Origin of the sequence: Rahnella sp. ChDrAdgB13, assembly GCF_017655185.1 — a bacterium.
Taxonomy (GTDB): domain Bacteria; phylum Pseudomonadota; class Gammaproteobacteria; order Enterobacterales; family Enterobacteriaceae; genus Rahnella; species Rahnella contaminans.
The window spans coordinates 25,111-40,077 of sequence record NZ_JAEMGT010000037.1; the positions used below are offsets into that span (position 1 = coordinate 25,111).

Below are 14,967 nucleotides of genomic sequence, written 5' to 3' on the forward strand. Positions count from 1 at the left end.
CTGCGCGTTAGCTGGAGCAGGAAATTTCCAAATGTTTTCCCCAGTCCGGCGGTAATGCCGCCATCGCATCGTATTGCGGAGCATCGCTGTAAGGGTCGAGAAGCGCCTCATGTAGCTGTGTCAGCGCACTGATATCGTCTTTTTCCGCCTTTTCAATCGCCTGCTGCGCCAGATAATTACGCAAAATGATCCGCGGATTACTTTGCTTCATCGCCTGCTGACGGGTCTCATCGTCGATATTCTCCGTCTGCAAACGCTCGCGATAGGCCTGATACCAGCTGTCAAACGCCGGGCGATCAATGAATTCATCGCGTAACGGGGATTGCGCCTGTTGCTGTTCCACATGGCTGAGCAGTCGGAAAGTCTGCGTGAAATCCCTGCCTTCTTTCGCCATCAGGCTGAGCAATCCGGTCAGCAAATCGTTATCCCGTTTATCTTCCGTGAAGAAGCCCAGCTTGCCGCGCATCAGCGTGCCGTAGGCTTTCATTAACGCCGGTTCGTAACAATCCAGCGCTGCCTGTAATTGTTCGTTGCTCATCAGGCCGGACAGCGTTTGAGCCAGCCGGTGAAGGTTCCAGTACGCCACCGCAGGCTGGTTATCGTAGCTGTAGCGTCCCTGATGATCGGAATGATTGCAAATGTAGCCCGGCTGGTAGTCGTCCAGAAAACCGTAGGGACCGAAATCAATGGTCAGGCCGAGAACCGACATGTTATCGGTGTTCATTACGCCGTGCGCAAACCCGATACTTTGCCACTGCGCAATCAGCGCGGCGGTTCGCTCAACCACATCGGAGAACCATTGCTGGTAACGCCGCGTCGCGTCCGGCTCGCTTTCCGGCAACTGAGGCCAGTGATGGGCGATTACGTAATCCGCCAGTTGTTTCACCTGTTCGGGCTGTTTACGGTAATAAAAATGCTCGAAATGGCCGAAGCGGATATGACTTTCAGCCACGCGCATCAGCATTGCGCCGCGTTCCGGCTGTTCACGAAAAACAGGTTCGTCGCTGGTCACGATCGACAACGCGCGGGTCGTCGGCACCGATAAATGATGAAGCGCTTCGGACGCCAGGAACTCACGGATCACCGAGCGCAGCACGGCCCGGCCATCGCCCATGCGTGAATAAGGCGTCAGACCCGCGCCTTTCAGATGCCAGTCAAAGCGTTGTCCTGAAGGTAAAACCTGTTCACCGAGTAAAATCCCGCGGCCGTCGCCCAGTTGTCCGGCCCATTGCCCAAACTGATGTCCGCTGTAAACCTGTGCCAGCGGCAACATGCCCGGGAAGAATTTTTCACCGCACCAGAACTCCCGGTGCTCAGCATCAAAGAGAGTGTCATCCAGCCCAAGCTGGCGGGCCAGCGGTTCACTGTGGTACAGAAGGCGCGCGCCTTTCAGCGGCGTGGGCTGAAGCGCGGTATAAAAACCGGGTAACTGGTCTGCGTAATGATGTTCGAATTGCGGCATAAATCCCCCTTTTCCTTAGTGTAGGGCGGCATCGCGGTGATTAACACGGAGTAATAACAGGGAGATTGCGGAGCGCGGAAATGAAAAATCCCGGTGCAGCAGGCGCTGACCGGGATAATGGCACCAGAACTGGAGTTACCGATTAATGAAATTGGCCGGGCCGGACAAGCAGATTGTCCAGCTCTGCGGGGTCCACACCCGGCCAAAGCAAACCTTTCATCCCCTGTACATCGGTCTTACGCAGCGCATCAAAGTAGGCCTGACTGTCCAGACCATCCACCACAATATTGCGACAAAACCGGTTAACATTTCTCAGGAGCGACGGCATCACAATGGCAAAATGCTCGCCCTCAAAAAGCTGCCAGAACAGATTTTTATCCAGTTTCACCCATTGAAAAAGGTGATCGAAAACGGGTGCCATCGTGACATTCCCTGAGCCAAAATTGTCCAGCCATAAGGGAAAATGTTGCTTGAGCGCCATCAGTTGCGGGTTTTTCCGGCCCTCAGAAAGTTGCGGGAAAGATTCGCTCAGATTCAGATGAATAAAAGGATGTGCCTTAAAAGCATCGCGGAGGGTTTCATCCTCGAGCAGTAACGCCACCTGTTTTTCTTCCACGCCGATATTTAAAATGACCTGGTTATCACAAAACCAACGGGCATGTTCATTAGCCCAAATTTGTTGCTCATTAAGAAAACGTTGCAGCTGAGTCTGAGTGAGCAAATTCAGCACAAGCTCTGTTGGCATGATTAGCTTGCTGTCTGCGCTGGAAAAACGACACACTAATTCTATCGCGAGTAACTTCCCTTCGATTGAGTAAACCGGCTGGCACAGATAGTTGCTGTTAAACGCCGTATCGAATTGTATTTTCATTTTTGTCCAAAACATCAACGGCACTGCGAATTGATTAATAACTTTTTTGACTATCAATCAGATCATAAAGATACCGGAGCCCCGAGGCGTCACCGAAATATTAGAGAAATTGATATCAAGAAAGAACCTAGCCGGATTCAAGGGTTGAGTGCTGATCTCGCAAACGGCGGAGAGATCAAAAAATGTAAGAATGTATGTCCCTTTTGCGCCTTCGTTTTGAGGCGTCTTTCGGTCAGAAAGGGGCTTTCGGACTAATCTTATCGTCAGTGGTGCAAACGCGCAACACAGTCTGTGAGCGCTATCAGACATATTTTGACAAAATTTTGATTATTAATTGTGCAATCGCACAATTAAGCATGTCACTTAATATTTTATCTAATGGTTATAGTGGCTTATGAAATGTTGCGCAAGTATCAGCAGCAAGAATAACGTGCGGTTTGGCATCCCGGCTGCTTTTCTAACGTAATAATAAACCAGAGATTATTTCAAATATGTCTGCTGCATCATGGTTAAAAGAAGGGACATAAGAGACATGGACTTGTTTACCGGAACCCTTTTTTTTGCGGAAGAAACGGGTTCCGGTGATTGGATTCAGCGGATACAGCGCGCCAGCCAGATTTGCAGCTCACCAAGTTCAGCCTGCATTGCCGGGTATTGTGCGGAGATTTCCTGACAGGTCAGTGCGACATCCTGCGCATGGTAACGCGTTCCCACCAGCGCATCGGCCAGCGCCAGCATAGGCGCAGGATTCAGGCTGTCGGTAAAAATCTGCGCCCGGCTGATGGCGCCTTTTTCCACGTCAAATGGATGTCCACTCCACCCCAGACAAAGCGTTCATTGAGTAAATGGCTGAACGCCGGCGCTTTGCCGAAATTCCATTCCCAGCTGCTTTGTTTGGCAAACCGTTCCGGAAAACCGGGAATATCCGGGAAAACGTCAGGAGAAATAATTTCAGCTTCAACGCTCGTGCCATACCATTCGAAAAATGCGGCTGTCACGGCCTGACTGATTTGCTCGTGATTAATATCCGGAACAAATTCATTGAGGTTTGCAACCCGCGAACGGACAGACGTGATGCCTTTTGCCTGTAGCTTTTTAACATCCGGATTGAGGTAGTTTGCCAGACGGCTCAGGTCAGCATTAAGCAGCAGTGTGCCGTGGTGGAATCCGCGATCGGCCGTTTCACGGTAAGCCGATCCGGAAATTTTTCTTTCACCTTCGGCAGTCTGAACAACCAAATCGTTGCGGCCGGATGCGCTGGCATTAATGCCCATGCTTTTTAGCGCATTAAGAATAATACCCGTCGAGACGCTTTTATCGTATTCCGGTTTACCTGCCATAAACGTAAAACAGGTATTGCCCAGATCGTGGAAGACCGCCCCGCCACCGCTGCTGCGGCGCGCCAGACGAATGCCGTCTTCTTCCATCCTGCGCGTATTGCATTCTTTCCACGGATTTTGCGCCTGACCGATAACCACGGTTTCGGCATTTCGCCATAAGAAAAGAACACGCTGCGTCGTCATCTCACGAAAAATACAATCTTCCACGGCCAGATTGAACCAGGGATCGTAAGAGTCGGAAAGTAAGAGTCTGAGAGGTTTCATTGCATATTCATCCTGAAAAAGTCTGTTCAGATAATAACAGCAAAAATCAGGATGAAATACGCAGTGGAATCAGGGGATAGTTTATTTAGTACGGGGCGTCAGATGCGGCGTGCCTGCCAGTAAACTTTGCGCCAGTAAACATTATCGAGCGAGGAACGCGTTACACCCTGGCTGGTCGAAGCGTGAATAAACTGGTCGGCAGTATCATAAATACCGACATGTAATCCATTTTCGCCGCTACCGGTTTTAAAGAAAACCAGATCACCAGGAAGGAGCTCATCGCGGGAAACCTTGGTGCCGATTTTGGTTTGATCGGCCGTGGTACGCGGCAGAACGACACCAAACCGGTCTCGATAGGTGCGGAAAACAAAGCCGGAACAGTCAACGCCACTGGGCTGCAATCCGCCGTAGCGATAAGGCGCGCCGTGCCACTGACTGAGCTGATCGTTAAGCTCTGCGACAACAGTAATTGAATCGGCGAAACGTCCGCTTGGCGGTGGCGCGTGGCTGCCACAACCGTTAAGAATCAGCGCAGCAACAGCCAGCAGGGAATACATGGATACGGATGACCAGCGCATAGTGCATTCCTTCTTGAATTGCATCACGGCAGGGTCAGACGCGGGAATTTGCGCGGACCGGATAAGTCGCCGTTATCTAAGAACTAATAGAATTTAGCGCTATTTTATCCGTCATCCAATATTTAATAATGTTTTTTATCGTTTAAAGCCGTTTTTAATGGACGTCTTTTACCGGTTTGCTGTGAATTAACCAGACACCGGATAAGATCAGCAGTCCCCCTAGCGTTTTGGTTAAGCTGATGCTTTCATTGAACCACGGCAATGTGACCGCCGCGATATACACCAGCGCATAGCTCAAACTCAGTAAGGTATACGCCCGGTTCAGCGGCAAATAACGTAATGCAAAGAACCAGCAGCCCATCGAAAACGCATACCCGCACAGCCCCAGAAACACGGCAACCAGCGGTTTTAAATGGCTGATAATAAAAGTAATATTAAGCTCAGCCAGTGAAACCCACGGGATCTGCACCATGCCCCATTTCATCAGCAACTGCGCCGCCGTCACCAGCAGAACGCTCGCCCCGCCCCAAAGATACCCTTTCATAAGCTGACACTCATCAGTGCGATACCGGCCATGATCAGCGCCACACCACACCAGTGGCGGCCGTCAACGTACTCCCTGAAAAACCAGCGTGCACTGAGCGTGATCAGAACAAAATTCAGGCTGAGCATCGGGTAAGCCAGGCTCAGCGGCAGAAGCTGCAACACGCGCAACCATAACAACATCGCGATGCCGAGCAACAATACCGCCAGCCCCAGCCAGCGTAAGACGCGGGCAAGACCGTCACCCGCGACCTGTGCGGCCTGCTTCTGACAAAGCTGACCGGCACAGGTGATGATGCTTACGGCAAGAACCAGAAGGAATCCGGTCATGGAAGTTTTTTGTAGAACAACAGCGCCTGGCGTTCAATCTGCACCGTCTGGTCAGCCGGTGGGAGTTTGCCAGAGATACCTGCATTTCTATCAAGTCTGAGGATCACAGAAACATTTCCTTCCTGACGTGCTTTTTGTAACCATTCCGGGAAATCCGCGGAATCGACAAATTTTGACTTCGCATCAGGATAACTCAGGCCATATTCCAGCTCACCCTTTTCACCAAACATGATGATATCGTCGCGCTTCAGAACCCAGGCTAAACCGGTTGCAATCCCCACATTGTCTGACAGGACAAAACGACTGTCCTGCAACATTGCAACATTTTCGCCGATGAAACCTTGTGGTTGCTTGGAGTCCATGACTTTTTGCGGGATCGCCTGCCCGACCAGAAGCGCCAGCACCAACGGACACGCAGCCGCCCAGTACCAGCGTTTTTTCACGTCAGTCAGTGACATCGCTCCGGCCAGTGCCCAAACGGCAAAGCACAGGATACCAATCAGCGCGCGGGGCAATTCAGCGCGGGTGAACACGGCTTTGACATGCAACGGTAAAATGCCGGAGATCACCAGAACCGCGACCGCCATCAGCACGCCAAAAACGATGTTAATGGTGCCATTGGCTTTTAGCGCCCGTAATTTTCCTGACTGACGGATCTGATCCAAATGATCGGCCATCAGCAAAGCCAGAGGCGCGAAACATGGCAATATGTACGTCGGTAATTTACCCTTCGCTACGCTGAAGAAAATCAGCGGCATGATCGTCCAGCTCAGCAGGAAGAATAATTCAGGACGCAGCACACGTTTCGTCCAGCCATCGCGTAAAGTGCCCGGCAGCAGCCCAAGCCATGGCAAAGCCCCGAGCAACAAGACCGGCACGTAGTACCAGAATGGCGCTTTATGTTGCGCATTGGATTCGGCAAAACGCTGAATATGCTCAACCCAGAAGAAGTAACGCCAGAAATCCGGTGCCTCGCGTGCGATGGCCAGCACCCATGGCAGGCTGAGTACCACCGCAGCAACAATCGCCAGCGGGCCCCAGCCAAACAGGGTTTTGAACCGTTTCTCACGCCAGACAATCGGCAGAACTGCAATCACCGGTAACGCCAGCGCCAGAAAACCTTTGGTCATGAAGCCCATACCGCAGGCCAGCCCCAGCGCAATCCAGCTCAGCGCTTTTTGCCGTGTTCCGGAAACCCGCATGCAGAAATAGCTGGCGACCATCGCGGCGGTCATCCACAACGTGATCATCGGATCCATCACGCTGTACGTACCGATACTGAATACCAGTGTGAAGGAAAGGTAAATCAGCGTGGCAATGTACGCCGTCTGGCGGTTACGCCACATCAGGTTTGCCAGCCAGAAGACCAGCAAGGCACTCAGTAAGGTGCTGAACACGGAACCAAAGCGAACAGCGAAATTGCTGTCACCAAAAATCATCTGGCTGATGTTGTTAAACCAGTAACCGGCCACCGGTTTTTCAAAATAGCGTAAACCCAGAAGATGCGGCACAACCCAGTCGCCGCGCTGTAACATTTCACGGCTGATCTCGGCATAACGGGTTTCATCGGGCTGCCATAACAGGCGGGAATTAAGAGGAACAAGATAAACCAGGGCAAAGAACACCAAAATTAAGGTGCTCCATACGCCTTTAAGGGATTTAGACATCAGGAAAAACCTTCTTGCTGACAGCCTAACCAGCCTTCCCGGCCTGGGAAACTGGCACGAACCACTTTGCCTTTTGGCAACGTGCTGAGATCTTGAGGCAACAAATCGCCCAACGCACAGAACTGAATCCCCTGTGCGGCAGCCCGAATTAATAACTCATCGAACTGAGCAGCCAGTGACATACCTTCAACTTCTGCATGAATGGTGTAAACCGGCACACCCTGATCCTCAATAATGGCGTTGAGGATAAAATCATTGAAGTTGTCCGCATTGATTTCGCCACCTGCCACTTCATCGTAAGTGGGTAACGTCACCGGAATCTGCACCGTGCCCAGCGTGCCGTTTTCCAGCACCGGCAGGAAAGGATATTTCCCACGACAGTCGCTGTTGTAATAAAAATGGAACCGCTCTTTGACCTCAATCACGCGTTCATCGGCGCGCCAGCCAGCAACGGCTGAACATTCCACATCGTGACCCAGGCTTTTTTCCAGTGCATCCAGCCCCAGCTTAATTTGCTGTTCAAGCTGCTGCTCAGACCATTTACCGACTTTCGCCTGCCAGCCCTGATGATCCCAGGCGTGTAAACCGACTTCATGACCGCGCCTGGCAGCTTCCTTCATCAGATAACCCAGATCGCGGGCGATGAGTTTTCCCGGCCACGCGGTACCTGCCAGAAGGATATCCCAGCCGTAAAGCGAGGCGGCATTGGAGCGAAGCATCTTCCACAAAAAGCGCGGTTTAAGCAGGCGCCACAAGTGACGCCCCATGTTATCCGGCCCAACGCTGAAGAAGAAACTGGCAGTAATGTTATGTTTCGAAAGGACTTGCAGAAGCTGAGGGACACCCTCGCGGGTGCCACTCCAGGTATCTACATCAATGCGCAGACCCACTTTCTTCATCACAGACACCGTTTCAGGCTTTGTCAGCATCAGGATTGACAGAACGCAGGAAGAAATCCAGCGTATCAGCGACGGTTTTATCCATGCCGATTTCCGGTTTCCAGTTCAGCAGACGGCGCGCATTTTTGATGCTTGGCGTGCGGTGCTCAACGTCCTGATAGCCTTTGCCGTAATACGTGCTGCTTTCGACCAGATTGAAACCGGCAAAAGGCGGGAACTGTGCGCGCAACGGGTGGGCTTCGAAGCTGCTCAGCAACATTTCGGCCAGCTCACGAATGCTTGCTTCGTTGGTTGGATTACCGATGTTGATGATCTGGCCGTCGCACAGGTTATCGCGGTTTTCGATAATGCGGAACAGCGCTTCGATACCGTCGTTGATATCAGTGAAGCAGCGTTTCTGCTCGCCACCGTCCACCAGCTTAATCGGTGAGCCTTCAACCAGGTTGAGGATCAGCTGAGTGATGGCTCGAGAACTGCCGATACGTGCCGCATCCAGGTTATCGAGTCGAGGTCCCATCCAGTTAAACGGACGGAACAGGGTGAATTTCAGCCCTTCTTTCGCGCCGTAAGCCCAGATTACGCGATCCAGCAGTTGCTTGGACACAGAGTAAATCCAGCGCTGTTTGTTGATCGGGCCGACGATCAGACGGGAGTTATCTTCATCAAACTCTTTGTCATCACACATGCCATAAACTTCAGACGTGGACGGGAAGATAATGCGTTTTTTGTATTTCACGCAGTCGCGGACAATCTTCAGGTTTTCTTCAAAATCCAGTTCGAATACGCGCAGCGGGTTGCGGGTATATTCGATTGGCGTTGCGATGGCCACCAGCGGCAACACGACGTCACATTTTTTAATGTGATATTCGATCCACTCGGAATGGATGCTGATATCGCCTTCAACAAAGTGGAAGTGCGGATTATCCATGAAGCGGCTGACCGCGTCAGAGCTGATATCCAGACCGTAAATTTCATAACGATCTTCACGTAGCAGACGTTCGCTCAGGTGGTTACCGATAAAACCGTTCACACCCAGAATCAGAACGCGGGTACGGCGTTTCATCACAGCCGTTGGCAGAGTGGCGACACGCATGTCCGGCATAATGCCCAGTTCAAGCGCCAGACGGGAACCCTGAACATACAGACCGTTTTCGCTCTGCCCTGCCAGCACTTCCAGCGCACCTTCGCCACAGGCGATGGTCAGCGGATCAGAAGAAAGCACGGTGCCCGGCTGTTTGTCATGCTGAGTCGCCAGCGGACGCGCACGCCATATAGTCAGTTTACGCTGACCCAGATAAGAGTACGCCCCCGGATAAGGTTCGGTCACGGCGCGGATCAGGTTGTTAATTTCTGTCGCAGATTTGTGCCAGTGAATTTCACCGTCAGCCGCGGTGCGACGACCAAAATAGCTCGCCTGCGTTTCGTCTTGCGGCGTCAGGCTGATTTTACCTGCTTTCATTTCCGGCAGCAGTTTGGTCAGCAACTCTTTCGCCGCTTCACGCACCTTGGCGTGCAGTTTCAGCGCCGTATCATCCGCGGTAATCGTGACTTTCTGCTGGCCAACGATGTCGCCCGCGTCAGGACGTTTCACCATTTTGTGCAGGGTAACGCCGGTTTCCGTTTCGCCATTGAGCAGCGCCCAGTTCACCGGAGCGCGGCCACGATAGCGTGGTAACAAAGAACCATGCAGGTTGAAGCCACCGCGCGGCGCGAGAGATAAAATCTCCTCGCTCAGCATGTTGCGGTAGTAGAAAGAGAAAATCACATCAGGCTGCAAGGCACGAATGCGGTCCACCCACAGCGGATGGTTAACATCTTCCGGTGCATAAACTGGCAGATTGAGATCAGCACCCACGCGGGCAACTGAAGAGAAAAACTGATTTTCATTCGGGGCATCAGTATGGGTAAAGACTGCCTGTACGTCGTAGCCTGCATCAACCAAAGCCTGTAAACCAACGCAACCAATATCATGGTAGGCAAATACAATCGCTTTCATCACTCTTCTTCCTGACTGTTTTCTTCGGAACGAACTCCGACGACTTTTTGAACGAAATAACGGGGACGTGCACGAACATCGTTGTAGATACGCCCGATGTATTCACCGAGTAAACCCATACCGACAAACTGCGCACCGATAAACATGAATAACAATGCAAATAGCGTGAACACACCTTCAGCCGCCCATTCAGGGCCGTTGATGAGGCGCATTAAAATCAGGAACACGGCCAGAAGGAAACCGAAGATGGCAATCACGCTGCCCACTACGCTGAGCATGCGCAGCGGTGTTGTGGTCAGACAGGTGATCAGGTCATACATCAGGTTGATCAGTTTCATCAGGCTGTATTTGGAATCACCAAATTCGCGTTCGGAATGCTGAACCGGAATTTCGACCGTTTTGCGGGCGAAGGTATTCGCCAGAATAGGAATAAACGTGCTGCGCTCATGGCAGTGCAACATGGCTTCAATGATGTGACGGCGGTAAGCGCGAAGCATACAACCGTAATCGCCCATCGATTTCCCGGTCGCACGCTGGATCATCATGTTGATCATCTTGGAAGCAGTTTTGCGGAACCAGGAATCACGACGGTTTGCACGAACGGTACCGACAACGTCGTAACCTTCGTCTGCTTTCGCCACGAGACGTGGAATTTCTTCCGGCGGGTTTTGCAGGTCAGCGTCCAGCGTAATTACCAGATCCCCCGTCACATGACTGAAACCAGCCATGATTGCAGAGTGCTGACCGTAATTGCGGTTAAGCAAAACCGCAATAATATGGCTGTCCGCTTCTTCCGCAGCGACGGTGAGCATATCGGCGGAACGATCCGCACTCCCGTCATCGACCAGAATGATTTCGTATTGTTGCGTTAATTGTTTACATGCGGCCTGCGTCCGGGACAGCAACGCCGGCAGACTTTCTTCTTCGTTATAGACCGGGATAACTACCGAGACTTTACGAATAGGTTCATATTGCGCCACTACTGCGCCTCCAGAAGGGAAAAAAGAGCCGCGACAACACGGTCAACGTCGCTGTCCTGCATGTCCGGGAACAGCGGCAGACTGCATAAACGATCGGTATTCCATTCGCTGTTTGGCAAGCTCAGGTCAGGATAGCGTTCGCGGTAATATTTTTGAGTATGGGCAGCACGGAAATGCAAACCCGTTCCGATGCCCTGCTCTTTCAGGCGTTCCATCAGCGCATCACGGGTGATCCCGCAGCGTTCTTTATCCACGCGGATCATGAATAAATGCCACGCATGCAGATGAGGATACGCCGGAATACCCATCGGCAGGAAAGGAGAACCCTGCAATTTATCGAGATAACGTTGCGCCAGTTCGGTACGGCGTGCGTTGATTTCCGTCAGACGCTTAAGCTGGACGACAGCAATAGAGGCGTGAATATCGGAAAGGTTGTATTTGAAACCTGGCTCAATCACTTCAGCCTGCGGTTTGCGGCCCTGAACCTGACGGTCAAACGCATCAACAGCCAGACCGTGGAATTTCAGTGCGCGGACTTTATCAGCCAGCGCGTCGTCATCGGTCGCTATCAGACCGCCTTCGGCGCAGGTCATATTCTTGATGGCGTGGAAAGAAAAAATAGCAGTCCCCTGCGCGCCAATCCAGCGGTCACGGTAACGCGTGCCTGCCGCGTGCGCGGCATCTTCAATCACACGGATACCGTGCTGATTTGCCACGGCATAAATCGGATCAAGATCCAAAGGCGCGCCCGCGTAGTGGACAGGAATAATCGCTTTGGTTTTCGGCGTGATGGCCGCCGCAACGGCTTCTGCACTGACCATCAGGGTATCGGGATCCACATCAATCATGACCGGTTCTGCACCAAGCAGAACAATCATGTTTATGGTGGAAACCCAGGTCTGGGAAGGAGTAATGACTTCATCGCCGGGGCCAATACCCAGCGCCATCAACGTTACGTGCATACCGCCGGTCGCGGAACTGACCGCTATTACGTGCTTACAACCGAAAGCTGCAGAAAAATCCTGTTCGAGCTGGTGTGTCTGCGGCCCGGTGGTGATCCAACCGGAGCGCAAAACCTGCCCCACAGCCTCAATCTCTTCATCACCCATCGACGGGCGGGAGAAAGGCAAAAAGTTTTCCATTACGCTATCCCAAAAGGTAATTAACTCATACCGACTTTAGACCGCATTTATTTAACCGTAAGTAAACGCTGCCCTGAAATTATGACTCTTATGATGTCGGTTTAAGCTTAATTTAACCTTAAGGATTTTCCAGTTTTGTGAAGTTAAACAGAAAGTAAATGGAGTGGAAATAAACAAACAGGAAACAACAAAACCTTTCAATAACAGAAAGTTACATTATTCATTTCTCAATTAAAAAAATGAACTTTATGGAAAAAAACTGACCACTGTATTTTTTATGAACAATATAAGCACGCCGCCAATGTTGAAAACTCAATAAATATATAATTAAAACGCTATTCATTAAACTCAGATTAATGTCGGTGTTGTCATTATCCAGCGACGCCCCGCCAGAGCATGTATCTGAAAGGGAACTTTATATACAGTAGAAAGTGCTTCTGCCTGCATAACCTCCGAACATTCACCTGCGGCGACCACTTCGCCCGCCGACATTAACCAGACCTGATGCGCGTGATGCAAGGTATGGTTCAGATCATGGTCACTGACGATAAGGGAACGTCCGGCGGCACAAAACTCAGTCAGAAGCTGATCAAGTGCCTGCTGTTGTGCAACATCCAGACTGTTTGCCGGTTCATCGAGAAACAGTAACTGACTGTCGGGATTCACTTCCGGCCAGACCTGCAATAATACCGCCGCCAGCCTGACGCGCTGCCACTCTCCACCGGAGAGATGCGTTACAGGCCGTGAAAGTTTATCGCTGAGCTGTAACGCATCACACAACCGGCCAATCGTATTTTCTAAAAGAGCCGGTGAGACGCCCGGCGGCTGATGCAATGACAGATACTGAAAGACCGGCATCAGCGACGCAGGCGTCAGTTGCTGACAGAGCCACGCACGCAGACGTGCCAGACGCGGTCCTGAGATTTCTGTCAGGTTTTCCTTGCCGATAAAAACGTCACCGTCAGAACCGGAAATCCCCGCCAGCCGGGCCAGCAGGGTACTTTTCCCCGCCCCGTTCGGGCCGATAAGGTGGATCCGGCTGCCGGACGAAACCCGCGCGCTAAACGCACGAAGACGCCCGCTAACGCTCACCTCACGACATTCCAGCATCTGCGTTCCCTGCTCTTTTATCAAAAATGGACTAATTCGCCAGTGCGGCTTTAATGGCATCAGTCAGCAGCGGATCTTCCGGCGTCATGTCCGGCGCGAAACGCCCGAGCACCGTGCCGTCGCGCCCAATCAGGAATTTTTCAAAATTCCACAAGATATTTTCCGGCTTAACAGGTTCACGACCTTTGCTGGCCAGACGTTCGTAAAACGCGCTGTCTTTCGGTTTAAGCGCTTCCGGACGGGCAGCGACCAGCGCGGAATACAGCGGATGCCGGTGCTCGCCGTTAACGTCAATTTTGCTGAACATCGGGAATTTCACGCCAAAATTCGTGGTACAGAAGGTTTTGATTTCATCTTCTGTACCCGGTTCCTGCGCACCAAACTCGTTGCACGGGAACCCGAGAACTTCAAAACCTTCCGGATGTAATTCCTGATAAAGGCTTTCCAGTCCTTCGTACTGCTTGGTCAGGCCACACTGCGACGCCACGTTAACAACCAGAAGTACCGAACCTTTGTAAGCGCCCAACGTTGTTGTTTCGCCGTCGATAGTTTTCAGGGAGATATCAAAAATAGTGTTACTCATCGTTTAGTCCTGAGTTTTGTGGGTTAGGTAAAGGAAGAGCATAGCCGACCCTTCAGAAAGGATCAGCGGATTTGTCCGTTTCTGACCAGCAGCCAGATAAACACCGGTGCGCCGAGCGTGGCGGTCACGACGCCGACGGGCAGCTCCGCCGCATATAAACCAATGCGCGCGATAACATCGGCCAGCAGCAACACTGCCGCTCCGCTCAGGGCGCAGGCCGGCAGCAAACGGCGCTGATCGGTGATCCCGCAAAGCCGGAGAATATGTGGAATAACCAGCCCGATAAAACCGATCACTCCGGCCAGCGCCACGCTGATGCCCACCATCCAGCCGACCGAAAGTACCAGAATAAACCGCCAGGCGCGGAGGGATATCCCCAGTTGCTGTGCCTGTTGCGTACCCAGGGAAAGTAAATTGAGCGACTTTCCCTGAAAGATAAGCCACAGGAGAACCGGCAGCAGCATCGCGCCCAGCCAGATCTGATTCCAGTCCACGCCGCCAAATCCGCCCATCATCCAGTACATCAGCTGGCGCAGATCGAGGTTGTCGCTGAAATAAATCGCCCACGTCATGAGCGCACTGCACACAATCCCAATCGCAACACCAACCAGCAGCATCCGCGCATTGGTCAACAGGCGTTTTCGCGCAACATACAAAAGAAAAGCCGTCACAATCAGCGCGCCCGCGACGGCTGCGATACTCATGGCCCAGACCGGCATAAATCCGTGACTGAGCATCACACAAAAAACCAGCGCTACGCCCGCGCCGTTTGCAACACCAAGCAAACCGGGTTCTGCAAGCGGGTTTTCAAACAGCGACTGCATAACCGATCCGGCAACAGCCAGGCTTGCGCCGACCAGAATCACCGCAATCGCCCGGGGCAGACGCAACTGCCAGACGAAAAGACGCGCCTCGCTGCTCAGCCATTGATCCGGCCAGAGCCAGCGCTCACCCGCACTCAGGCTGAGCACACCAATCAGCAGCAGCAATACGCTCAGCCCGGAGAGCCAGAGACGGTCGCGTGATTTTTGTTGGTGTTCGAGAGCAGAAAAAGTCTGCGGGATAGGCATGAATATCGGATTCCTGAGGCTGAATTCCGGTGGCTGGAATTTTACTATCCTACCGATATTAGGCAGTTAGCTCCACAACAGGGAAGCAGAAATGAAAAAAGCCGGTGACTGAGCACCGGCTTAGGAAGTATT

Annotated in this window: 13 protein-coding genes and 1 pseudogene; all 14 read right to left on the bottom strand. The window is 52.1% G+C overall.

Translation table 11 applies throughout. The features are described from left to right. Positions 1-7: 7 nt before the first annotated feature. Positions 8-1,462 carry a YdiU family protein gene (locus J8X26_RS12915; RefSeq protein ID WP_208951068.1) on the bottom strand — a complete coding sequence of 485 codons (1,455 nt, stop codon included), beginning with the start codon at positions 1,460-1,462 and terminating at the stop codon, positions 8-10. Between the two features lie 142 nt (positions 1,463-1,604). After that, complete coding sequence (locus J8X26_RS12920; protein WP_244370549.1) at positions 1,605-2,390, bottom strand: EAL domain-containing protein; 786 nt, start codon at positions 2,388-2,390, stop codon at positions 1,605-1,607. Positions 2,391-2,924: 534 nt separating this feature from the next. After that, a pseudogene (locus tag J8X26_RS12925) lies at positions 2,925-3,937 on the bottom strand (lipoate--protein ligase A). Between the two features lie 98 nt (positions 3,938-4,035). After that, positions 4,036-4,515: an NlpC/P60 family protein gene (locus tag J8X26_RS12930; protein WP_208951069.1), complete on the bottom strand. Its 480-nt coding sequence runs from the start codon at positions 4,513-4,515 to the stop codon at positions 4,036-4,038. Positions 4,516-4,669: 154 nt separating this feature from the next. After that, positions 4,670-5,059: a 4-amino-4-deoxy-L-arabinose-phosphoundecaprenol flippase subunit ArnF gene (arnF, locus tag J8X26_RS12935; RefSeq protein WP_165056884.1), complete on the bottom strand. Its 390-nt coding sequence runs from the start codon at positions 5,057-5,059 to the stop codon at positions 4,670-4,672. After that, positions 5,056-5,388, bottom strand: a complete 333-nt coding sequence (arnE, locus tag J8X26_RS12940; RefSeq protein ID WP_152325703.1) for a 4-amino-4-deoxy-L-arabinose-phosphoundecaprenol flippase subunit ArnE — start codon at positions 5,386-5,388, stop codon at positions 5,056-5,058. The genes arnF and arnE overlap by 4 nt, the downstream gene beginning before the upstream one ends. Continuing rightward, positions 5,385-7,055 (bottom strand): lipid IV(A) 4-amino-4-deoxy-L-arabinosyltransferase, encoded by a 1,671-nt coding sequence (gene arnT, locus J8X26_RS12945; RefSeq protein ID WP_208951070.1) that lies wholly within the window; start codon positions 7,053-7,055, stop codon positions 5,385-5,387. Before arnT ends, arnE begins: the two co-directional genes overlap by 4 nt. After that, complete coding sequence (gene arnD, locus J8X26_RS12950) at positions 7,055-7,954, bottom strand: 4-deoxy-4-formamido-L-arabinose-phosphoundecaprenol deformylase (RefSeq protein WP_152325701.1); 900 nt, start codon at positions 7,952-7,954, stop codon at positions 7,055-7,057. Before arnD ends, arnT begins: the two co-directional genes overlap by 1 nt. Positions 7,955-7,967: 13 nt before the next feature. Then, positions 7,968-9,950, bottom strand: coding sequence for a bifunctional UDP-4-amino-4-deoxy-L-arabinose formyltransferase/UDP-glucuronic acid oxidase ArnA (arnA, locus tag J8X26_RS12955; protein ID WP_208951071.1), 1,983 nt, complete (start codon positions 9,948-9,950; stop codon positions 7,968-7,970). Then, the gene (arnC, locus tag J8X26_RS12960; protein WP_152325699.1) at positions 9,950-10,930 is read right to left on the bottom strand and encodes an undecaprenyl-phosphate 4-deoxy-4-formamido-L-arabinose transferase; all 981 of its coding nucleotides are present in this window, start codon (positions 10,928-10,930) and stop codon (positions 9,950-9,952) included. Before arnC ends, arnA begins: the two co-directional genes overlap by 1 nt. Beyond that, positions 10,930-12,072 carry a UDP-4-amino-4-deoxy-L-arabinose aminotransferase gene (arnB, locus tag J8X26_RS12965; protein WP_208951072.1) on the bottom strand — a complete coding sequence of 381 codons (1,143 nt, stop codon included), beginning with the start codon at positions 12,070-12,072 and terminating at the stop codon, positions 10,930-10,932. Before arnB ends, arnC begins: the two co-directional genes overlap by 1 nt. A 348-nt stretch (positions 12,073-12,420) precedes the next feature. Beyond that, a complete protein-coding gene (gene btuD, locus J8X26_RS12970; RefSeq protein ID WP_208951073.1) occupies positions 12,421-13,182 on the bottom strand; it encodes a vitamin B12 ABC transporter ATP-binding protein BtuD in 762 nt (253 codons plus the stop codon). A gap of 31 nt (positions 13,183-13,213) precedes the next feature. Next, positions 13,214-13,765 carry a glutathione peroxidase gene (locus J8X26_RS12975; RefSeq protein ID WP_208951074.1) on the bottom strand — a complete coding sequence of 184 codons (552 nt, stop codon included), beginning with the start codon at positions 13,763-13,765 and terminating at the stop codon, positions 13,214-13,216. Positions 13,766-13,827: 62 nt separating this feature from the next. Continuing rightward, positions 13,828-14,835, bottom strand: coding sequence for a vitamin B12 ABC transporter permease BtuC (gene btuC / locus J8X26_RS12980; RefSeq protein ID WP_152325695.1), 1,008 nt, complete (start codon positions 14,833-14,835; stop codon positions 13,828-13,830). Between the last annotated feature and the right edge of the window lie 132 nt (positions 14,836-14,967).

Coding starts and splice junctions, on each gene's coding strand:
- J8X26_RS12930 (WP_208951069.1), bottom strand. CDS start 4,515: ATGCGCTGGTCATCCGTATCCATGTATTCCCTGCTGGCTGTTGCTGCG.
- btuD (WP_208951073.1), bottom strand. CDS start 13,182: ATGCTGGAATGTCGTGAGGTGAGCGTTAGCGGGCGTCTTCGTGCGTTT.
- arnE (WP_152325703.1), bottom strand. CDS start 5,388: ATGACCGGATTCCTTCTGGTTCTTGCCGTAAGCATCATCACCTGTGCC.
- arnB (WP_208951072.1), bottom strand. CDS start 12,072: ATGGAAAACTTTTTGCCTTTCTCCCGCCCGTCGATGGGTGATGAAGAG.
- J8X26_RS12975 (WP_208951074.1), bottom strand. CDS start 13,765: ATGAGTAACACTATTTTTGATATCTCCCTGAAAACTATCGACGGCGAA.
- btuC (WP_152325695.1), bottom strand. CDS start 14,835: ATGCCTATCCCGCAGACTTTTTCTGCTCTCGAACACCAACAAAAATCA.
- arnT (WP_208951070.1), bottom strand. CDS start 7,055: ATGTCTAAATCCCTTAAAGGCGTATGGAGCACCTTAATTTTGGTGTTC.
- arnD (WP_152325701.1), bottom strand. CDS start 7,954: ATGAAGAAAGTGGGTCTGCGCATTGATGTAGATACCTGGAGTGGCACC.
- arnF (WP_165056884.1), bottom strand. CDS start 5,059: ATGAAAGGGTATCTTTGGGGCGGGGCGAGCGTTCTGCTGGTGACGGCG.
- J8X26_RS12915 (WP_208951068.1), bottom strand. CDS start 1,462: ATGCCGCAATTCGAACATCATTACGCAGACCAGTTACCCGGTTTTTAT.
- arnA (WP_208951071.1), bottom strand. CDS start 9,950: ATGAAAGCGATTGTATTTGCCTACCATGATATTGGTTGCGTTGGTTTA.